Source organism: Nocardioides sp. NPDC023903 (genome assembly GCF_040639295.1).
GTDB lineage: Bacteria > Actinomycetota > Actinomycetes > Propionibacteriales > Nocardioidaceae > Nocardioides.
Map to the genome: position 1 here is coordinate 154,098 of NZ_JBEZZS010000005.1, position 20,035 is coordinate 174,132.

General features: G+C 68.6%; 21 protein-coding genes. 8 read left to right on the forward strand and 13 right to left on the reverse strand.

The features are described 5' to 3' along the window. Positions 1 to 67 precede the first annotated feature (67 nt). Together AB0F44_RS08465 and AB0F44_RS08470 are read right to left on the reverse strand one after the other, a co-directional pair. On the reverse strand, positions 68 to 499 hold the full coding sequence (locus AB0F44_RS08465; RefSeq protein ID WP_357354463.1) for a nuclear transport factor 2 family protein: 432 nt from the start codon (positions 497 to 499) through the stop codon (positions 68 to 70). Further along, positions 496 to 1,083, reverse strand: coding sequence for an NAD(P)H-dependent oxidoreductase (locus AB0F44_RS08470; RefSeq protein ID WP_357354465.1), 588 nt, complete (start codon positions 1,081 to 1,083; stop codon positions 496 to 498). The genes AB0F44_RS08465 and AB0F44_RS08470 overlap by 4 nt, the downstream gene beginning before the upstream one ends. A gap of 135 nt (positions 1,084 to 1,218) precedes the next feature. Between AB0F44_RS08470 and sigJ the strand changes: the two genes are divergently transcribed. After that, a complete protein-coding gene (gene sigJ / locus AB0F44_RS08475; RefSeq protein WP_357354467.1) occupies positions 1,219 to 2,103 on the forward strand; it encodes an RNA polymerase sigma factor SigJ in 885 nt (294 codons plus the stop codon). Positions 2,104 to 2,145: 42 nt separating this feature from the next. Here the strand turns inward: sigJ and AB0F44_RS08480 are convergent, their stop codons facing one another. From AB0F44_RS08480 to AB0F44_RS08490, 3 genes are all read right to left on the reverse strand, one after another. Then, a complete protein-coding gene (locus AB0F44_RS08480) occupies positions 2,146 to 2,469 on the reverse strand; it encodes a hypothetical protein (RefSeq protein ID WP_357354469.1) in 324 nt (107 codons plus the stop codon). Continuing rightward, positions 2,469 to 2,771 (reverse strand): hypothetical protein, encoded by a 303-nt coding sequence (locus AB0F44_RS08485; RefSeq protein ID WP_357354471.1) that lies wholly within the window; start codon positions 2,769 to 2,771, stop codon positions 2,469 to 2,471. The genes AB0F44_RS08480 and AB0F44_RS08485 overlap by 1 nt, the downstream gene beginning before the upstream one ends. 310 nt (positions 2,772 to 3,081) lie before the next feature. Further along, positions 3,082 to 3,459: a hypothetical protein gene (locus tag AB0F44_RS08490; RefSeq protein ID WP_357354473.1), complete on the reverse strand. Its 378-nt coding sequence runs from the start codon at positions 3,457 to 3,459 to the stop codon at positions 3,082 to 3,084. Between the two features lie 58 nt (positions 3,460 to 3,517). On the opposite strand from AB0F44_RS08490, the gene AB0F44_RS08495 reads away from it, so the two are divergent. The 4 genes from AB0F44_RS08495 to AB0F44_RS08510 all read left to right on the forward strand — a co-directional run bounded on the left by AB0F44_RS08495 (position 3,518) and on the right by AB0F44_RS08510 (position 6,565). After that, positions 3,518 to 4,279 carry a hypothetical protein gene (locus AB0F44_RS08495; protein WP_357354475.1) on the forward strand — a complete coding sequence of 254 codons (762 nt, stop codon included), beginning with the start codon at positions 3,518 to 3,520 and terminating at the stop codon, positions 4,277 to 4,279. Positions 4,280 to 4,367: 88 nt separating this feature from the next. Further along, a complete protein-coding gene (locus AB0F44_RS08500) occupies positions 4,368 to 5,024 on the forward strand; it encodes a VOC family protein (RefSeq protein ID WP_160026421.1) in 657 nt (218 codons plus the stop codon). Continuing rightward, positions 4,913 to 5,734 carry a class I SAM-dependent methyltransferase gene (locus AB0F44_RS08505; protein WP_357354477.1) on the forward strand — a complete coding sequence of 274 codons (822 nt, stop codon included), beginning with the start codon at positions 4,913 to 4,915 and terminating at the stop codon, positions 5,732 to 5,734. Before AB0F44_RS08500 ends, AB0F44_RS08505 begins: the two co-directional genes overlap by 112 nt. A 66-nt stretch (positions 5,735 to 5,800) precedes the next feature. Then, entirely contained in the window at positions 5,801 to 6,565 is a 765-nt protein-coding gene (locus AB0F44_RS08510) for a M15 family metallopeptidase (protein ID WP_357354479.1), read from the forward strand. 5 nt (positions 6,566 to 6,570) lie between these two features. Here the strand turns inward: AB0F44_RS08510 and AB0F44_RS08515 are convergent, their stop codons facing one another. Further along, positions 6,571 to 7,731 (reverse strand): FAD-dependent oxidoreductase, encoded by a 1,161-nt coding sequence (locus AB0F44_RS08515; protein ID WP_357354481.1) that lies wholly within the window; start codon positions 7,729 to 7,731, stop codon positions 6,571 to 6,573. Positions 7,732 to 7,759: 28 nt separating this feature from the next. Next, complete coding sequence (locus tag AB0F44_RS08520; RefSeq protein ID WP_084100324.1) at positions 7,760 to 8,797, reverse strand: LacI family DNA-binding transcriptional regulator; 1,038 nt, start codon at positions 8,795 to 8,797, stop codon at positions 7,760 to 7,762. Between the two features lie 122 nt (positions 8,798 to 8,919). Between AB0F44_RS08520 and radA the strand changes: the two genes are divergently transcribed. Both radA and disA read left to right on the forward strand, forming a co-directional pair. After that, the gene (radA, locus tag AB0F44_RS08525; RefSeq protein ID WP_357354484.1) at positions 8,920 to 10,305 is read left to right on the forward strand and encodes a DNA repair protein RadA; all 1,386 of its coding nucleotides are present in this window, start codon (positions 8,920 to 8,922) and stop codon (positions 10,303 to 10,305) included. Between the two features lie 88 nt (positions 10,306 to 10,393). After that, positions 10,394 to 11,476 (forward strand): DNA integrity scanning diadenylate cyclase DisA, encoded by a 1,083-nt coding sequence (gene disA / locus AB0F44_RS08530; protein ID WP_141801687.1) that lies wholly within the window; start codon positions 10,394 to 10,396, stop codon positions 11,474 to 11,476. Between the two features lie 101 nt (positions 11,477 to 11,577). Here disA and AB0F44_RS08535 read toward each other — a convergent pair whose 3' ends face one another. Beyond that, positions 11,578 to 12,297, reverse strand: a complete 720-nt coding sequence (locus AB0F44_RS08535) for a hypothetical protein (RefSeq protein WP_357354486.1) — start codon at positions 12,295 to 12,297, stop codon at positions 11,578 to 11,580. Positions 12,298 to 12,377: 80 nt separating this feature from the next. On the opposite strand from AB0F44_RS08535, the gene AB0F44_RS08540 reads away from it, so the two are divergent. After that, positions 12,378 to 13,244, forward strand: coding sequence for an A/G-specific adenine glycosylase (locus AB0F44_RS08540; protein ID WP_357354488.1), 867 nt, complete (start codon positions 12,378 to 12,380; stop codon positions 13,242 to 13,244). A 137-nt stretch (positions 13,245 to 13,381) separates the two neighbouring features. Here the strand turns inward: AB0F44_RS08540 and AB0F44_RS08545 are convergent, their stop codons facing one another. The 5 genes from AB0F44_RS08545 to AB0F44_RS08565 all read right to left on the reverse strand — a co-directional run bounded on the left by AB0F44_RS08545 (position 13,382) and on the right by AB0F44_RS08565 (position 20,030). After that, positions 13,382 to 15,967 carry an ATP-dependent Clp protease ATP-binding subunit gene (locus tag AB0F44_RS08545; RefSeq protein ID WP_357354490.1) on the reverse strand — a complete coding sequence of 862 codons (2,586 nt, stop codon included), beginning with the start codon at positions 15,965 to 15,967 and terminating at the stop codon, positions 13,382 to 13,384. Between the two features lie 216 nt (positions 15,968 to 16,183). Continuing rightward, complete coding sequence (locus AB0F44_RS08550; RefSeq protein WP_141801691.1) at positions 16,184 to 16,507, reverse strand: Lsr2 family protein; 324 nt, start codon at positions 16,505 to 16,507, stop codon at positions 16,184 to 16,186. A gap of 123 nt (positions 16,508 to 16,630) precedes the next feature. After that, the gene (locus tag AB0F44_RS08555) at positions 16,631 to 17,413 is read right to left on the reverse strand and encodes a type III pantothenate kinase (RefSeq protein ID WP_357354493.1); all 783 of its coding nucleotides are present in this window, start codon (positions 17,411 to 17,413) and stop codon (positions 16,631 to 16,633) included. An 11-nt stretch (positions 17,414 to 17,424) separates the two neighbouring features. Continuing rightward, the gene (gene nadC, locus AB0F44_RS08560) at positions 17,425 to 18,354 is read right to left on the reverse strand and encodes a carboxylating nicotinate-nucleotide diphosphorylase (protein ID WP_357354495.1); all 930 of its coding nucleotides are present in this window, start codon (positions 18,352 to 18,354) and stop codon (positions 17,425 to 17,427) included. Beyond that, complete coding sequence (locus tag AB0F44_RS08565; protein ID WP_357354497.1) at positions 18,354 to 20,030, reverse strand: L-aspartate oxidase; 1,677 nt, start codon at positions 20,028 to 20,030, stop codon at positions 18,354 to 18,356. The genes nadC and AB0F44_RS08565 overlap by 1 nt, the downstream gene beginning before the upstream one ends. Between the last annotated feature and the right edge of the window lie 5 nt (positions 20,031 to 20,035).

A 20,035-nucleotide genomic window follows, 5' to 3' on the forward strand; every position in this document is an offset into this window, starting at 1 on the left:
GGTGGCTCCGTACCTACAAGTTTACGCCGCCCACCCCGGCCACCCGAATCGCCGAGGTGGGCGCCGGTCAGGGCTCGAGATCGACCATCCCGGTGCCGCTGAGGATGTCGAGCGGCACCGACACCTGGTCGTGCGCGATCCTCCAGGTGCCGTCGATCTTGCGCAGCCCGTACGTGACCCGCACCCACATACCGACCGTGGCGACGCCGTTCTTCATCGTCCCGCTGAGACGGCCGAAGGCATGCCCGAACGCCACGTCGCCACCCATGGTGAGCGCGAGGTCCCGCAGTTCGTAGTCCACGGTCTCGAAGACCTCGAAGACCCTCGCCCAGTTGGCGAGCTTCGCCCCGATCCCGACGTGCTGGAGCGGCGGTTCGACGTCGAAGGAGACGACATCGGTGGCGTACGGCTCTCGCAGGGCCTCGAGGTCCTTGGCCCGCAGCCCTTCGACGACCTTCTCGATCTGCCGCCGGATCGCGGCCTCCTCGTGCGCGCTCACCGACCTGCCTCGGCCCCGACCAGGCTGCCCTCGCGCAGCCGAGCGAGCGCGGTGCTCCACGCGACGACCTGATCCAGCGTGGCGGCCAACGCAGCCGCGTGCCGCTCCCCGGGCACGAAGGTGGTGTGGTTCTCGAAGTCGGCGAACAGCGAGAGCTCCACCGGGCGGCTCACGTCGGCCATGCCCAGCGCCCCGCAGACCGTACGCAGCTGGGCAACCGCCCGAGCGCCGCCGCTGACTCCGTACGAGACGAATCCGACCGCCTTGTTCTCCCACTCCGCACAGGCGTGGTCGATGGCGTTCTTCAGGACCCCAGGCATACCGCCGTTGTACTCCGGGGTCACGATCACGAAACCGTCGAACGGGGCGATCCGCGCGGCCCAGTCGCGGGTGTGCTGGTTGGCCGACGGCCCGAACATCGGCGGCACCGCCTCGTCCAGGTGCGGGAGCGGGTGGTCGAGCAGATCGACCAGCTCGAAGGTCGCGTCGTCGCGATGCGACGCCAGATCATGGACCCACTGGGCGACCTGTGCGCCGTTGCGGTTGGGGCGGGTGCTGCCGAGGATGATGCCGATGCTGATCACTTCCGGACTCCTTGTTCTCCGTGATGGGTCTGCTGTCCCTCCGACGAAGGAGACGTACGGAATGTCAGGGCGGTCTCACAGATCGGGTCGATGTTTCGTCGGTAGGGATGTAGACCTGCAGACGAAGGAGCCGCCATGACCGACCCGCACCTCGCCGAGGTGATCAGCGAGCGCCGCCAGCTGATCAATCTCGCCTACCGCCTGCTCGGCTCGCTCGCCGAGGCCGAGGACGTCGCGCAGGAGACCTACACCCGCTGGTACGCCCTGTCCGAGCGGCAACGGGAGGCGATCGCCTCTCCCGGCGCCTGGATGACCTCGGTCGCCAGCCGGATCTGCCTGGATCTCCTCGGCTCCGCACGCGCCCGACGGGAGCACTACGTGGGCGACTGGATCCCGGAGCCGGTCCCCGGCGGCTGGCTCGACGGCACCGGATCTGCGCAGGCCGACCCCGCCGACCGGGTCACCCTCGACGAGTCGATCAGCATGGCCTTCCTGGTGGTGCTGGACTCGATGACCCCCGCCGAGCGGGTCTCGTTCGTCCTGCACGACATCTTCCGCTACACCTTCGCCGAGATCGCCGAGGTCGTCGGCCGCACCCCGGCGGCCTGCCGCCAGCTCGCCTCCAGCGCCCGCCGCCGCATCGACACCTCCCGGGACCCGTCGATCGCAGAGCGCGCCGACCTGGTCCGGGGCTTCAAACAGGCCTGGGAGTCCCGCGACATCGAGGCCCTCGTCGGGCTGCTCGACCCCCAGGCGATCGCCACCGCCGACGGCGGCGGCCTGGCCCTGGCCTTCCTCGAACCGATCAGCGGCGCCGAACAGATCGCCGGTGCCTGGATGGACATCGCCGCTCGCGGCCCAGCGGTGACCCTGAGCGAATGCACGGTCAACGGCCAGCCCGGCCTGGTCGGAGAGCTCGACGGCGCCACCGTCTCCGTCTACGCCTTCGACGTCGCCGACGGCCGCATCACCCGCATCTGGGCCGTACGCAACCCCGAGAAGCTGCGCCTTTGGGCCTGACGCGCAGATGCCTGAGCACTTCATCAATCAGGATCATCACGACTACGGAGTAGGCCCGCGGTTGTCATCGCTCGGCCCAATCGAGGCGACCCGGTCGTTCAGAAGCCGGATCCAAGGGCTGTCATCACCACGGTTGTACGTGGCGGTCCGAGCACTTGGGGCTGTCTCGATCAAGTGCAGAAGCGTCCAGGCCAGGCCATGACAATCGTCCGGCCCAAAGACGGCGACCAAGGCGTTGGCCTCCTCGTCCGACAACGGCTTCGACAGCCGAGAGAGCAGGGTTTCTGCTTCGTTGATCTGCTTGTCGCTGCTGTCTTCCGATGGCAGCGAGCCAAACCGAACGAGATCAAGTACTTCTTGTCGCATCATTGGCGCTCCGCCGACCGTTCGCGCATCAGCCTGAACACATCATCAGCACTGACAGCGGCCTCGAACGGCCCGAAGTCCCGCTGAAACATTTCCCGCCGGCGAACGTAGCCCGTGAGCAACTCTTCGACCTTTGTGGCATCTTCGACATTGAAGCGCCTCTTCGCCGTGGGATCGACGACCTCACCGTTGCCCGCGTATGCGAGGACGTCAAAGACGCGACGAATCTGGGAAACCACGTCGGTCGGATTGCTGAACGACACCCGCAGACCGACTGAAGGGGCAGGCACGTCGACCTCCATGTCGATCCAATAACGCTGGCCTCGTATCACGAGGCGACCTTCTCCCCGCCTCTCGGCACCGGCGTCCACCAGAGCCGAGACATACGGTGCAGACGTCCCAGCGGCAGGAACGGCTCGGTACACAGCGGACTCGACGCCCATCATGACCCTTTCGCTCGACGTACAACCGGTCGGCGATCTGGACGCTGGTCGCCGTTGTGTAGAGCACTCATCGAACTCCGCTTTGTGAAAGATTCACAAAGCTGGACCCTCTGTCCTAGCCGCCCGCACCTTAGGCTCAGCAGTCATCCAGCCACCTCGCCGCACTTGATTAGCGCAGGGGCTGCCACTCCGACCATTCAAAGTCAACACCGAGAGCAACCATGAAGTCCTCTGGTGTCGAGACGGCATCGGCAGCGACGGCGAGGCTGAGTAGATCGGGTGAGTTGTGTCCGCTGCCGATCATCGCGACTTCACCTGACTCAACCTGGAACGCAGCGACCTCCACCTGAAGACCGTCGAAGTCCACGACATCGAACGTGAGCCCAGCGGACTTCAGGTCCGCCTTACTGACCTTGAACGCAGCGACCTCTCCCCACCTCACGTCGTCGACGTCTGCCCAAGACAACAGGACCACTCGACTCACAAAGGCTCCGTCCGTCGCTCGTACACGGAATGCCCCATCCCCACCCGACACCACAGTCGTCATCCGCGCGCCAGATGACCAGTCATGCGGGCGGTACGCAATCACGACGTAGGCTTGGCAGGTGCCTGAGGTACCCCTGGATTTCCCGCGTGCGTGGGTGGAGTTCGTGAGCCCCGACGACCCGGACGAGCGGATGCGCTGCGACCTGACCTGGTTGACGTCTGCGTACTCCTGCATCTTCGGCAACGGCTGCCCGGGGATGTTCAAGAGCTCGCCGGACGTGGGGTGCTGCACGCTCGGGGCGCACTTCGCCGACGAGGAGGACGAGGCCCGGACGGCGGAGTTCGTGCGGAAGCTGACCCCGGATCTGTGGGAGCAGCACCCGAGGCGCGAGGTGAAGAGCGACGACTGGGTCGAGCTCGACGACGAAGGCGAGCGGAAGACCCGGGTAACGGATTTTCGCGGGCAGGAGTCGTGCGTGCTGGCCAACCGGCCGGACTTCGCCGGCGGATCGGGGTGCGCGCTCCACATCCTGGCCGCGGCCGAGGGCCGGGAGCACTTCGAGACGAAGCCGGACGTGTGCTGGCAGCTGCCGATCCGGCGTACGTTCCGCGACGTCGAGCTGACCGACGGGACGACCTACACCGAGGTGACGATCACCGAGTACGACCGGCGCGGCTGGGGTCCGGGCGGCCACGACCTGGACTGGTACTGCTCCGGCAACACCGAGGCCCATGTCGCCGTCGAGCCCGTCTACCTCACCAACCAGGCCGAGCTGACCGAGCTGATGGGCAAGGCGGCGTACGCCGAGCTCGTCCGTCACTGCGAGGCGCACGTCCGGTCGAGGTCCGCGCTGGCGCTCCATCCCGCCAGCCCGCGCTGAGCGGCACTGAACCCCGGGGTGTATCTCGACATCAAGAGATAGTGACCCTGGATTGGTCTCTCTCTCAGCGAGAGTTCAGAATCGTTACATGCGCCTGGACCATGTTTCGTACGCTGCAGGACCCGATGGCTTGGTACAGACCGCCAAGCAGCTCGGTGAGCTGCTCGGCCAGGAGTTCGTCGACGGCGGCGTCCACCCCCGCTTCGGCACCCGTAACTACATCCTCCCGATGCGCGGCGGCCTCTACCTCGAGGTCGTCGAGGCACTCGAGCACCCGGCCAGCGACAAGGCCCCGTTCGGGCAGGCCGTCAAGGCCCGCTCCGCGCTCGGTGGCGGCTGGATCGGCTTCGTGATCGGCGTCGACGACATGACCCCGATCGAGGAGCGGCTCGGCCGCAAGGCCGTCCCCGGCAACCGTCACCTCCCCGACGGCCGCGAGCTCCACTGGCAGCAGATCGGCATCAACGGCCTGATCGCCGACCCGCAGCTGCCCTACTTCATCAAGTGGGAGACCCCCGATCTCCACCCCGGCAACGCCGGATCGGACATCACCCTCACGTGCCTGGAGATCTCCGGCGACCCCGAGCGGGTCAAGGACTATCTCGGTGACGAGCTGAAGGAACGCGTCGACCCGTGGACCGGCAAGCCCGCCGAGAACGTCCACATCGACTGGGTCGCCGAGCACGGCACTCCCGGCCTCCTGGCCGCGCAGTTCGTCACGCCCCGCGGCGAGGTCCGGATCTGACCAGGCTCGACCTGCCGGGGGCGACGGGCGCGATCCCGTCCCCCAACATCTGGAACCACACCGCGACGTACGAGATCGAGAACCGTGCGCTCGACCCGCACGGCCGGCTCTGGGCCGCCATGGCCGAGACCGGGCCGTGGGCCGGACGCGACGTCCTCGACCTGGGCTGCGGGACCGGGTTCTACCTGCCCAAGTTCGCCGAGACCGCCCGCGCCGTCACCGGCATCGAGCCCCATCCAGACCTCGTGACGCTGGCCCGGCGGCGTACGAAACGACTCTCGAACGTCACCGTCCACAACGGGATCGCGCAGCGGCTGCCGCTGCCGCCGGCGTCGGTCGACGTCATGCACGCCCGCTGGTCCTACTTCTTCGGCCCCGGCTCGGAACCGGGGCTCGGCGAGCTCGACCGGGTGATGCGCCGCGGCGGCGTGGCGATGGTGATCGACAACGACGGCTCCCGGTCGAGCTTCGGCGCGTGGTTCCGCCGCGGCTACCCGAAAGTCCCACCGCCCGACGAGCAGGAGCGGTTCTGGTCGAGGCACGGCTGGACGCGCCTCCCCGTCGACATGGACTGGTCCTTCGGCTCGCGCGCGGACCTGGAGGCGGTCGTACGCATCGAGTTCGACGCCGCCACCGCGGCCGCGATCCTGGAAGAACACCAGGGGACGTATGTCGACTACGCGGTGAACCTCTGGTGGAAGCGTTTCTGAATCACCGCCCGCCGCCGAGGAAAACGCGTGACCATTGAGACTCCCCCCAAGGAAAGGAGTTTCACCATGCACCACATCCCACGGCTCGGGCGTCGGCTCGGCACGGTCATCGGCACCCTCCTTCTCACGGTCGCGGCCTCGCTCGCCGCGGTCAGCGTCACGGCCGCGCCGGCTCACGCCGACGCCTGCTACACCTGGAGCGGCACCCTGCAGCAGGGGTCCTCGGGCGGCGCGGTCACCCAGCTGCAGATCCGGGTCGCCGGATGGGCGGCCTCCGGCACGGTCTTCTCGATCGACGGGTCCTACGGCCCGGCGACGACGACTGCGGTCCGCAACTTCCAAGCCGCCTACGGGCTCGCCGCCGACGGCGTGGCCGGGGCGAACACGTTCAACAAGATCTACGCGCTCCAGGACGACGACTGCACCCCGGTCCACTTCGCGTGGAGCGAGGTCGACGACGTCTGCTACGGGGGCTGGCCGACGCCGATCTCCGGCGTGACCGTCGCGCAGGTCAAGGCCAACCTGATGCAGGCGATGTGGCGAGCCGAGGCGATCCGGCACCGGCTCGGCGACAACCCACTGCGGGTGACCTCCGCCTACCGCTCGAAGGCGTGCAACGACGCCGTCGGCGGCGCCTCCAACAGCAACCACCTCTACGGCCGGGCCATGGATCTGGTGCCCGGCAGCAGCGCGACGACCATGTGCGGCATCGCGCGGGCCTCACGCCAGTCGTTCCCGCAGGTGCTCGGGCCGGGCTACCCCGACCACAGCGACCACATCCACCTCGGCATCCAGTCGAGCGTCTTCCACAGCGCCTCGCAGTGCTTCTGACCCGCTCAGGGTGACTCGGTGAGCTGGTCGGGATCGGCATCGGTCCCGACCAGCTCGCGGAGCTTGTCGTTGACGTCCCAGATCCCGACGTTCATCCCGGCGGTCACGGTCGCACCGCGCCGCCAGTAGGCGATGAACTCGTCACCGTCGGTGTCGCCGCGGAGCAGCACCTCGTCCTCGGGCGCGGAGCGGCCGACGTACTCCATCGAGAACTCGAACTGGTCGGTGAAGAAGTAGGGCTGCCAGTCGTACGCGCCGCCCTTCCCCAGCATCGACCGCGCCGCCAGCCGGCCCTGCCGGATCGCGTTGTCCCAGTGCTCGACCCGCAGCGGGCCGTGCACGGTGTGGTTCGCGAGCGCGACGTCGCCTGCGGCGAAGACCCGAGGATCAGACGTACGCAGCCCCTCGTCGACCACGATGCCGTCACCGACCTCGAGGCCGGCGTCCGCGGCCAGCGCCGTGGCCGGTGCCGCACCGACGGCGACGAGGACGATGTCGGCGGGGATCGTGCCGGCGCTGGTGCGTACGGCTTTCGGCTCGATCGCCTCGACGGTCGTCCCGGTGTGGATCTTGACGCCGTGGCGGGCGTGGAGATCGGCGACGTGCTCGCCGAGCACCGGGCCGAGGACGTTGAGCAGCGGCTGCGCGGCCGCTTCGAGCACGACCGCCCTCCCGCCGAGCGCGGTGACCGATGCCGCGACCTCGAGCCCGATCCAGCCGCCGCCGACCGTGACGACCCGAGTGCCGGGCTTGATCGCGTCCTTGAGACGGCGGGCGTCCTCGACGGTGCGGAGGGTCGCCGCGTTCTCGATGCCGGGGATCGGCGGCGTCTTCGGCTCTGCGCCGGTGGCCAGGAGCAGGGTGCCGAAGGGCAGCTCGTCGCCGTTGTCGAGCGTGACGGTCCCGTTGTCCAGGTTCAGGGCGGTCGCGGTGGTGCCGGTGAGGACGGTGACGTCCTTCTCGGCGTACCACGCCTCGTCGCGGGAGAGCTTGAACTCCTTGGCGCCGGCCAGGAAGTCCTTGGAGAGCTGCGGTCGCTCGTAGGGCAGCTCCGGTTCCTTCCCGACCAGGGTCAGGCGGCCGGTGTCCCCCTCCTCGCGAAGGGTTTCGATGGCGCTGACCGCGGCGAGACCAGCACCGATGACGACGATCTCCTCAGTTCCCATGACGCCATCGTCGCTCGGAAGCCGTGAACTAAGAAGACCCTCGGACGGTCAAGGCGGGTTTCAGCATCACGCCGGGCGCGGCGTAGGACGGGGTGGCGAGGAGCTCCTCGAGCGCCTTGACCAGCTCGCGCGCGGCCTCCTCCAGCGGAGGACGTACGGAGGTGATGCCCGGCGGCACCGTCTGAGCGACCTGGGAGTCGTCGAAGCCGACGACCGCGATGTCCTCACCGAGCCGCAGCCGCCGCTCGAAGAGCGCGTGGAGCACGCCCATCGCGAGCGTGTCGGAGGCGCAGACGAGCGCGGTGGGTTCGGTCTCGTCGAGGATCGCGTCGGCGGCAGCCTTGCCCGAGCTGATCGAGTCCTCCGTACGCGAGGCCAGGCCGGTGGTCGAGAGACCGTGGGTGTGCATCGCGTGGATCCAGCCGCTTCGTCGCTCCTCACCCAGGAGCGAGTCCTTGTGCCAGCCGATCCAGGCGATCTTGGAGTGACCACGCTCGATCAGGTGCTCGGTGGCGATCTCGGCACCGTAGGCGAGGTCGACGTCGACCCAGGGGTGCTTGGCGTCGGGCTGGGTCCACGGGCGCCCGAAGGAGACGAAGCGGGCTCGCCGCGACTGCAACCAGGTCGTCTGCTGGCCGCCGAGGTGGGTGTCGGTCACGACGAACGCGTCGACCGCGGTCGACCTGAGCAGCTCGTCGTAGCCGTCGAGCGGGTCGGCGGGGTCACCATAGAAGAGGAGTACGTGGTAGCCGGTCTCGGCCGCGGCCTCGACGAAGGAGTGGACGAACCGGTCCATCATCGCGTTGGCCGTGCCCTCCTGGAGGGCCGGCATCCTCAGGCCGATCAGGTGGCTCGCTCGCGTGCGCAGGCTGCGCGCGGCGCGGTTGGGCTGGTAGCCGAGCTTGTCGATCGCGTCCTGCACCCTGGCCAGGGTGTCGGCGCGCAGCAGATCGGGGTTGTTGACCGCGTTGGAGACCGTCTGCCGGGACACGCCGGCCAGCTCCGCGACGTCCGCCAGGGTCGGCGGAGCGGCCGAGATATGACCGCCGGAACGCGGCACCGCCACGCTCTGCCTCCCTTGATGCCGATGTGGAACTCTGGATCGTTCCAAGCCATGGTAACGAAGGCTGACCCGTCACGATGCCTTCGGCCCCATTCCTGTCGGTGCCGTGGTCTAGGTTGCTGGGCATGGCTACCGCTCGCTCGTCCAAACGCGCCACCTACCGCTGCTCCGAGTGCGGTTGGGAGACCGCGAAGTGGGTCGGTCGCTGCGGCGAGTGTCAGGCGTGGGGGTCGGTCGCCGAGGCGGCCGCCCCGATCGGACGTACGCAGGCGACACCGGTCTCGACCGCGGCGGTCCCGATCGGCACGGTGTCGGTGACCGAATCGGAGCGGCGTACGTCGGGCGTGCCGGAGCTCGACCGGGTCCTCGGTGGCGGGCTGGTGCCGGGAGCCGCGATCCTGCTGGCCGGCGAGCCGGGCGTCGGGAAGTCGACGTTGCTGCTCGAGGTGGCGGCGCAGACGGCGCGCTACGGACGCCGGGCGCTCTACGTGACGGGTGAGGAGTCCGCCTCACAGGTGCGGCTGCGGGCCGACCGGACCAACGCGATCCAGGACGAGCTCTACCTCGCCGCCGAGACCGATCTCGGCGCGGTGCTGACCCACATCGAGGAGAGCCGGCCCGAGCTGATCGTGGTCGACTCGGTGCAGACCATCGGCGCCTCCGGTGTCGAGGGCGTTCCCGGTGGGGTGACCCAGGTGCGCGAGGTGGCGGCGGCGCTGATCCGGGTGGCCAAGACCCGCAACATCACTACCGTCGTGGTCGGCCACGTGACCAAGGACGGGGCGATCGCCGGGCCACGGGTGCTGGAGCACCTGGTCGACGTCGTCCTCCACTTCGAGGGTGCACGCGACTCACGGTTCCGGATGGTGCGGGCGATGAAGAACCGTTTCGGCCCGGTCGATGAGGTGGGCTGCTTCGACCTGTCCTCGGAGGGCATCGTCGCGGTCACCGACCCCTCAGGGCTCTTCGTGGAGACCCATCACGTCTCGGTCCCCGGCACGTGCGTCACCGTGACGATGGAGGGTCGCCGGCCGCTGCTCGCCGAGATCCAGGCACTGACCGTGCTCGGCGCGGAGGAGCGGGCGAAGCGTACGACCTCGGGGTTGGACGGCTCCCGGCTCGCGATGATCCTCGCGGTGCTGCAGCGCCACGCGCGAGTCGGTCTCTCGGGTCGCGACGTGTTCGCCTCGACGGTCGGCGGGGCCCGGATCAGCGATCCGGCCGCCGACCTGGCGCTGGCGCTCGCGGTCGCCTCCAGCCACACCGGCACGCCGACGCCGCGCGGGGTGGTGGCGCTCGGGGAGATCGGCCTCGCCGGCGAGCTGCGTCGGGTGCGCGATCTCGACCAGCGGCTCTCCGAAGCGGCACGGCTCGGGTTCACCGTGGCCGTCGTTCCGGCCGACCCCGGAACCCCGGTGCCCAACCGTCCCAATGAGCGCGAAGTCGACGGGATGCGTGTCTTTGAGGTGCACAGCATCAGTGGTGCGCTGGAATTCCTCCGCTTGGTGTGATCGGCTTGGTGACTCGTGGCCGAACGTTCTCGGCATTACGGTTGGATCCACGGTTAGAATCGCCCCATCCCACTCCGAAAGGAATCTCGTGCCCGCCGACCGCACCGCGGACTCAATCCGACTGCGCGAGACGCTTGCCCTGATCGCGCCCGGGACACCGCTGCGTGACGGGCTCGAGCGGATCCTCCGCGGCCGCACCGGCGCGCTGATCGTGCTCGGCTACGACAAGATGGTCGATGGGATATCGACCGGTGGCTTCACGCTCGACGTTCCGTTCACCTCCACCGGCCTGCGTGAGCTCGCCAAGATGGATGGGGCGATCATCGTCGACGACTCGCTGAGTCGCATCGTGCAGGCCGCAGTCCACCTGATGCCCGACCACACCATCCCCTCGACCGAGACCGGCACCCGGCACCGCACCGCCGACCGGGTCGCGAAGCAGACCGGTCACCCGGTGATCTCGGTGTCCCAGTCGATGCAGATCATCGCTGCGTACGTCGGGGAGACCCGCCACGTCCTCGAGGACTCCGGTCAGATCCTCTCCCGCGCCAACCAGGCGCTGGCGACCCTGGAGCGCTACAAGCTGCGCCTCGACGAGGTGGCGTCCACCTTGTCGGCGCTCGAGATCGAGGACCTGGTGACCGTGCGCGACGTGGCCGTCGTGGCCCAGCGCCTGGAGATGGTCACCCGCATCGCCCGCGAGATCGAGGACTACGTGCTCGAGCTCGGCACCGACGGCCGGCTGCTGTCCCTCCAGCTGGAGGAGCTCATCACCGGCGTCGACGCGGAGCGCGAGATGGTCATCCGTGACTACCTCCCCCGCGGCCGTCGCGCCCGCAGCCCCGAGGAGCTGCTGGCCGAGCTCGAGGCGCTCAACTCCGCCGAGCTCGTCGACCCGGCCGCCACCGCCCGGGTCCTGGGCCTGACCACCTCCGACGCGCTCGACGGCGCCGTCGCCCCGCGCGGCTACCGCCTCCTCGCGAAGGTCCCCCGCCTCCCACCGGCCGTAGTCGACCGCCTAGTCGACCACTTCGGCACCCTGCAGAAGCTCCTTTCCGCCAGCGTCGACGACCTCCAGGCCGTCGAGGGCGTCGGCGAGCTCCGTGCCCGCTCCGTACGCGAGGGCCTCTCCCGCCTCGCCGAGTCCACCATCCTCGAACGCTACGTCTGACCCCTCGCCGAGGCGTCACCCGCGTCGGCCGAGGCGTCAGCTACGTCGGTCGAGCCGGCACCCCGGTGCCATCTCGGCCGACGGGCGTGACGCCTCGGCAGCTAGTTGACCGGGGAGTCGGGTTCCGTACGCGACAGGGCGGAGCCGGGCTTGTAGAGGCCGAAGGTGGCCGATGACGGTTCGCCACCGAGGGCGGAGGCGACGATCACGAAGAAGTTCGGCTTCACCCACGGGCCGTGGTCGGTGCACTCGCCGGCGACGACGCGACGGCCGGTCCAGGTCAGGGGCAGCGTGGTGACGACGTCGCGACGTACGACGATCTCCTTGGTCGGCACCGCCTTGGCGCAGTCGACCGTCGACCAGACCAGGTCGCCGCCCTTCTGCGAGATCCGCACCTGAAGCGCGTCCGCGGACAGCTTCCAGGTGCACGCAGACGCCTTCACGGTGCGCAGCTGCAGCGGGATGGTGACGTTGTCGTAGGAGTAGCCGTCGGAGACGGCCGGCTCGACGATGATGTCGGAGGGCGAGCACTCGCCGGTCGGCTCCGGTGGCGCACTGCTCTTCGACTTCTTGGGCTTGTTGTTGCCGCCCGCGTTGCCCGCCTCCTTCGACGGCTTCGCGCTGGGCGTCGGCGTGACCGTCACGGTCGCGGTGGGCTCGTCGGCCACGGGGGTCGCGGTGTCGTCCACCCCGTCGGAACCGCTGAGGAAGAACCGCGAGATCCCGACGATCAGGAGCAGGACGATGCCGAGCACCGCCAGCCGCCGGCGCCAGTAGACCGAGGCCGGCAACCGTCCTCCAGTCCTTCTCGAGCGGGCCATAGGCGACACCGTAATGATCCCGTGCCCGGGTTTCGGGGTGCCACTCCGTGGCAATACCTGTCGCACGGCACAATTCGGGTGTGACAGTTCTCCACGACGCCGTCCTGGACTGGTACGACGCCAACGCCCGCGACCTCCCCTGGCGCTCCGCGACCGCGACACCGTGGTCGGTGATGGTCAGCGAGTTCATGCTCCAGCAGACCCCGGTCTCCCGCGTACTCCCCGTCCACGAGGCCTGGCTGGAGCGCTGGCCGACCCCGGCCGACCTCGCCGCGGAGCCGACCGGCGAGGCCGTACGCGCCTGGGGCCGCCTCGGCTACCCCCGTCGGGCGCTGCGGCTGCACGCGGCCGCCACCGCGATCGTCGAGCACCACGACGGCGAGGTGCCGGCCACGTACGACGAGCTGATCGCGCTCCCGGGCGTCGGCGACTACACCGCAGCGGCGATCGCCACCTTCGCCTACGGCAAGCGCCACGTGGTCCTCGACACGAACGTACGCCGCGTCTTCGCCCGGACCCTGAGCGGCGTCGAGTTCCCCGCGCAGTCGGTCAACAAGGCCGAGCGCGAGCTCGCAGCCGGCGTACTCCCGCAGGACGAGCCGACCGCCGCCACCTGGTCGGTCGCCGTCATGGAGCTCGGCGCCCTCGTCTGCACCGCAGCCAACCCGTCCTGCACCCGCTGCCCGGTCGCCGACCAGTGCGCCTGGCGCGCCGCCGGCCACCCGGCGTACGACGGGCCGCCTCGCAAGGTCCAGACCTGGGCCGGCACAGACCGTCAGTGCCGCGGCCGCCTGATGGCCGTTCTCCGTGACGCCGACTCCCCCGTCCACCGCAGCCGCCTCGACGTCGTCTGGTCCGACGAAACCCAACGCCAACGGGCTCTGGAAGGTCTCCTGAAAGACAACCTCGCCACCGAAGTGGAACCAGACTTCTTCGCCCTCCCCTAACCAACCGCCGAAACCGCAGAAATGGCGGACGAAACTCTACTTTCGTCCGCCACAACTAACGACTCGGCCGCCAATTCGACCTACTCGGGGAAAAGACAACGCCCCGGCCGCTATGGCCGGGGCGTTGCTTTGTCGGACTACTCGGAATCCGGCTTGGGCTTCTCGATGTTCGTCGGCTCATCCTGGTCGGGGAGCTCGATATCGGAGACCGTCGCACCCTCCAGCGGAGGTACGTCCGGGACGACGGAGCGCTTCTGGCCCTTGAAGGTGAACTGCGCGGCAGGACCCTCACCCTCGACGTCGACCAGCACGATCTCACCGGGGCCGATGTCGCCGTAAAGCATCTTCTCGGCGAGCACGTCCTCGAGCTCGCGCTGAACCGTGCGGCGCAGCGGACGAGCACCCAGGACCGGGTCGAAGCCGCGCTCGGCGAGCACCTTCTTCGCGGCCGTGGTGAGCTCGATGCCCATGTCGCGGTCCTTGAGACGGATCTCGACGGCGGCGATCATGTTGTCGACCATCGCGACGATCTGCTCCTGCGACAGCGGCGGGAACACGATGACCTCGTCGACACGGTTGAGGAACTCAGGCCGGAAGTGCTGCTTGAGCTCGTCGGAGACCTTGGACTTCATCCGCTCGTAGGAGCCCGCGACGTCGCTGGCCTGGGAGAAGCCCAGGTTGACCGACTTCGCGATGTCCCTCGTGCCGAGGTTGGTCGTCATGATGATGACCGTGTTCTTGAAGTCGACCACCCGGCCCTGGGAGTCGGTCAGGCGACCTTCCTCCAGGATCTGCAGCAGCGAGTTGAAGATGTCCGGGTGAGCCTTCTCGACCTCGTCGAAGAGGACCACGGAGAACGGCTTGCGGCGCACCTTCTCGGTGAGCTGGCCACCCTCCTCGTAGCCGACGTAGCCCGGAGGCGAACCGAAGAGCCGCGAGACGGTGTGCTTCTCGCCGAACTCCGACATGTCGAGCTGGATCAGCGCATCCTCGTCGCCGAAGAGGAACTCGGCGAGCGTCTTGGACAGCCACGTCTTACCGACACCGGACGGACCGGCGAAGATGAACGAACCGCCGGGGCGCTTCGGGTCCTTCAGGCCGGCACGGGTGCGTCGGATGGCACGGGACAGCGCCTTGACCGCCTGGTCCTGACCGATGACGCGCTTGTGGAGCTCGTCCTCCATGCGGAGCAGCCGCGCGGACTCCTCCTCGTTGACCTGCACGATCGGGATGCCGGTCGCGACGGCGAGCACCTCGGCGATGAGCTCCTCGTCGACCTCGGCGACCTCGTCCATGTCGCCGGCACGCCAGGCCTTCTCACGCTCGGCCTTCTTGGCGATGAGCTGCTTCTCCTCATCGCGCAGACGGGCCGCCGCCTCGAAGTCCTGACCGTCGATCGCGGCCTCCTTGCGCTGGCGCACGTCGGCGATCTTGTCGTCGTACTCCCGCAGGTCGGCGGGGGCCGTCATCCGGCGGATGCGCAGGCGCGAGCCGGCCTCGTCGATCAGGTCGATCGCCTTGTCCGGCAGGAACCGGTCGGAGATGTAGCGGTCGGCCATGGTGACCGCAGCGACCAGAGCCTCGTCGGTGATCGTGACCCGGTGGTGGGCCTCGTAACGGTCGCGGATGCCCTTGAGCATCTCGATCGCGACCGCGATCGTCGGCTCCGGCACCTGGATCGGCTGGAAACGACGCTCGAGAGCGGCATCCTTCTCCAGGTACTTCCGGTATTCGTCCAGCGTGGTCGCACCGATGGTCTGCAGCTCACCGCGAGCCAGCATCGGCTTCAGGATGCTCGCCGCGTCGATCGCGCCCTCGGCCGCACCGGCACCGACGAGCGTGTGGATCTCGTCGATGAACAGCACGATGTCGCCGCGGGTCTTGATCTCCTTGAGCACCTTCTTCAGGCGCTCCTCGAAGTCACCGCGATAACGCGAGCCGGCGACGAGCGCGCCCAGGTCGAGCGTGTAGATCTGCTTGTCCTTGAGCGTCTCGGGAACGTTGCCCTTGACGATGTCCTGGGCCAGGCCCTCGACGATCGACGTCTTGCCGACGCCGGGCTCACCGATGAGGACCGGGTTGTTCTTCGTACGCCGCGACAGCACCTGCATCACGCGCTCGATCTGGCCTTCGCGACCGATGATCGGGTCGAGCTTGCCCTCGCGGGCGTCCTGGGTCAGGTTGCGGCCGAACTGGTCCAGCACGAGGCTGGACGACGGCGCCTCGGTCGAGGTGGTGCCGGTCGACGCAGTCGCGCCGGAGGTGCCGGCCTGGCCCTCCTTGCCCTGGAAGCCCGAGAGCAGCTGGATGACCTGCTGGCGGACCCGGTTGAGGTCGGCGCCGAGCTTCTGCAGCACCTGGGCGGCGACGCCCTCGCCCTCACGGATGAGGCCGAGCAGGATGTGCTCGGTGCCGATGTAGGAGTGGCCGAGCTGCAGCGCCTCGCGCAGGGACAGCTCGAGCACCTTCTTGGCACGCGGCGTGAACGGGATGTGCCCGGACGGTGCCTGCTGGCCCTGGCCGATGATCTCCTCGACCTGGTTGCGCACCGCCTCGAGCGAGATGTCGAGGGACTCGAGGGCCTTGGCAGCGACGCCTTCTCCCTCGTGGATCAGGCCGAGCAGGATGTGCTCGGTCCCGATGTAGTTGTGGGAGAGCATGCGGGCCTCTTCCTGGGCCAGCACGACCACCCGGCGGGCTCGGTCAGTGAACCGCTCGAACATGTACGCATCTCTCCTAAGAATTCTGGGGCGTCACCAAGATTCAACCCCGCAGACAGCCTACGCGTTCCCGACAACACAACGCGATCCGTGCGCTGAGAGCGAACACGCGTTCCGTACGCCGGACAGACGCCTGCACACAGCCGACCTCACACAAAGGCGGCTGCCGCGCCCCGGAGGGCGCGACAGCCGGACGTTCGGTGCGGTCAGACCAGTTTGTCAGTGAGCCGCTTCGAAAGCCGCTCGGACGTCAGCCGGAATGCGACCACGGTCGGGAACGGTGTAACCGTTGGCCTTCCCCCACTCGCGCATGACCTTCGGGGTCGAGCCACCGGCGGCGGGCGCCTTCTTGGCGCTGCCGCGACGGCCGCTCACCTTCTGGGCGTGGCCGACGAAGAGCGCGAGAGAATCACGAAGCTTTGCCGCATTGGCATCGCTGAGATCAATCTCGTAGGACGTGCCGTCCAGGGCAAAAGACACCGTCTCCGCAGCTTCCGAGCCATCGATGTCATCCTCGAGGATGATCTGAACCTTCTTAGCCATGTTCCTACCTTCACTGCTCTTCTTCACCCGGAAACGGGCCGAATATAGCTATCGCCGTTAAGCGAGATGCCCATAGCATTACATACGATCCGGATGAATCAACAGGTCGCCATACTGAAAAGACTAACGAATGGCATTCCGCTGGAATATGAGTTCCAGTCCTTGCATCGTCAGCCACGGAGAATGCGACGAGAAGCATTTACTCTCGTCGAGAACGAACTCCGCCAGATAGCCGGTCGCAATCACGGTCACTTCTTCGGCAGAGACACCCAGCTCGGCGATGATCCGAGCGACCAGACCTTCGACCTGCGCGGCGACTCCGAAGACCATTCCCGACTGCAGCGCCTCGACCGTGTTCTTCGCGATCACCGAGCGCGGGCGGGCGAGCTCGACCTTGCGCAGCTGCGCACCACGCCGCCCCAGCGCCTCCAGCGACAGCTCAATCCCCGGCAGGATCGCGCCACCGACGTACTGTCCCGCTGCGTTGACCACGTCGAAGGTCGTCGCCGTTCCCCGGAAGTCGACCACGATCGCGGGGCCTCCGTGAAGAGCCACGGCAGCGACCGCGTTGGCGATCCGGTCGGTGCCGACCTCGCGCGGGTTGTCCATGAGGATCGGGATGCCGGAACGTACGCCTGGCTCGACCACCACGCTCTCGACCGAGCCGAGATGGCGGGCGATCATCTCGCGCCACTCGTGCAGGACCGAGGGCACGGTCGCGCACACCACCACGCCGTCGATGCTCGCCACCAAGGTGTCGCCGAGAATCCCCCGCAGCAGCGCCCACCACTCGTCGGCAGTGCGGTGCTCGAGCGTGGAGACCCGCCAGTCCGCGGACACGACGCCGTCGGCGATCAGCCCGAGAACCGTGTGGCTGTTGCCGATGTTGACGGCGAGCAAAGACATGGCGGGACGCCTCAGCCCTCGGACAGGTCGAAGCCGATGTCGAAGACCTTCACCGAGTGGGTCAGCGCACCGACGGAGAGATAGTCGACACCGGTCTCGGCGACCTCGCGGGCCCGGTCAAGGGTCAGCCCGCCGGAGGCCTCGAGCACCGCACGCCCGGCGGTGATCTCGACGGCCTCCTTCATCATCACGGTCGACATGTTGTCGAGCATGATCCGGCCGCAACCGGCATCGAGGAGCGCCTTGAGCTCCTCGAGCGTGGTCACCTCGACCTCGATCGGCACGTCCGGATAGGCGAACTTCACGGCCTCATAAGCCTGCACCGCGCCACCCGCGGCGACGATGTGGTTGTCCTTCACCAGCGCCATGTCGGAGAGCGACATCCGGTGGTTGGCGCCGCCGCCACAACGTACGGCGTATTTCTCCAGCGCCCGGAAGCCCGGCAACGTCTTGCGGGTGTCGAGGACCTGCGCGCCGGTGCCTTCCAGCTCCTCGGTCCAGGCCGCGACGCCGGTGGCGACGCCGGAGAGGTGGGAGGCGTAGTTGAGGGCCGTACGCTCCGCGGTCAGCAGCCCGCGGGTCGGCCCGGCGATCCGCATGATGACGTCTCCGGCCTTCACCTTGGAGCCGTCCTTGACGCGGTCGGTGACCGTGACCGAGTCACCCATGACGTACGCGAAGACGAGCTCAGCCACGCCGAGGCCGGCCACGACGCCCTCCTCACGGGCGGCGAAGACGCCGATCCCGGTCGAGTCGGGGGCGATGGTGGCCACGGAGGTGACGTCCTCGCTGGGCATCTCGCCGGGTGCAGACGTGGGCAGGTCCTCGTCGAGAGCGAGCTCCACGGCGTCGTAGACCTCGCCGGCGTCCAGGCCGGCGTTGGTCAGCTCGTCGCGCAGCGGCTGCGGGATCTCGTCGAAGGGCACGCGTCGGATGGTCATCAGGCTCCTGCCAAGGTTGACTGGTTTGGTTCGGTCTGGGACGGGTCGGTCGCTGGGGCCGGGGTGAAGATGGCGACAGTCTCGCCGTCCCGGAGTCTCAGGTCGAAGTGGCCGGCGAATCCGGCGTCGTCGCGCTCGGCGAAGTCCTCACGCCAGTGGGACCCGCGGGTCTCCTCGCGCAGCAGCGCGGACGTCGCCAGCGCGAGCGAGACGGTCAGCAGGTTGGTCGCCTCCCAGGCGGCCGGGTCGATCTCGGTCGCCGGGGTGCCACCGAGCTGCTCGAGCTCGTCGATCGCCTCGGCGACACCGGTCGCGTTGCGGAGGACCCCGACCTTGGTCGTCATCGTCTCCTGCAGCTGCTTGAGCGCGGTGCCGGGGACCAGCGCGCGCCCGGTGCCGGGACCGGGGGCCGGGTCCTCCAGCTGACGCAGCTCGCCGGGCAGGACCTCGGCGATCCGGCGCGAGAAGACCAGCCCCTCGAGGAGCGAGTTGGAGGCGAGTCGGTTGGCGCCGTGCACGCCGCTGCAGGCAACCTCCCCCGTGGCATAGAGCCCGGGAACGTCGCTGCGGCCCCACAGGTCGGTGCGTACGCCGCCCGAGGCGTAGTGGCACGCCGGAGCGACGGGGATCAGGTCGACGGACGGATCGACGCCGTGCTGCTCGCACGAGGCCAGGATGTTGGGGAACCGCTTCTCCCAGAACTCACGACCGAGGTGACGGGCGTCGAGCCACATGTTGGGGTGTCCGGTCTCGAGCATCCGCTTCATGATCGCCTTGGAGACGATGTCGCGCGGAGCCAGGTCGCCGAGCTCGTGCACGCCCTCCATGAGGCGGTTGCCGTCCCAGTCGACCAGGAAGGCGCCCTCGCCGCGTACGGCCTCGGAGATCAGTGGCTGCTGGCCGCGGGAGTCCTCGCCCAGATACATCACCGTGGGGTGGAACTGGACGAACTCGAGATCGCGCAGGGTCGCACCGGCCCGCAGTGCGATCGCCATCCCGTCGGCGGTGGCGACGGCGGGGTTGGTGGTCTGCGAGAAGACCTGGCCGAGGCCGCCGGAGGCGAGCACGACAGCACGGGTACGCACGATCCCGACGCCGTCGGCATCGCCCTCGCCCATCACGTGGATGGTCAGGCCGGCCACACCGCCGTCGGCGGCCGTCAGCAGGTCGACGACCATCGCGTGCTCGAAGACCAGGATCTCGGGGGCTCGGCGTACGGCCTCCATCAGCGCACGCTGGATCTCGGCACCGGTCGCGTCGCCGTCGGCGTGCGCGATCCGGTCCCTTCGGTGGCCGCCCTCACGGGTGAGCGAGAGGTTGCCGGAGGGGTCTTTGTCGAACTCAGCACCCCATTCGATCAGCTCACGGACCGCCTCGGCGCCCTCACCGACCAGGACACGTACGGCCTCCAGGTCGCACGCCCCGGCGCCTGCCACGAGCGTGTCGACCTCGTGCTGAGCGGGGGTGTCGCCCTCGCCGAGAGCCGCCGCGATGCCGCCCTGGGCCCACTGCGTCGAACCGGCCTTGAGCTCGTCCTTGGTGACGACGGCGACCCGCTCGACCTGGTCCTTGAGCCGCAGCGCCGCGGTCAGCCCGGCGATCCCCGAGCCCACCACGATCACGTCTGCCCACTCGGTCCAACCCGGGTCACGGGCAGAGAGCAGCTCGATGTTCATGCTGC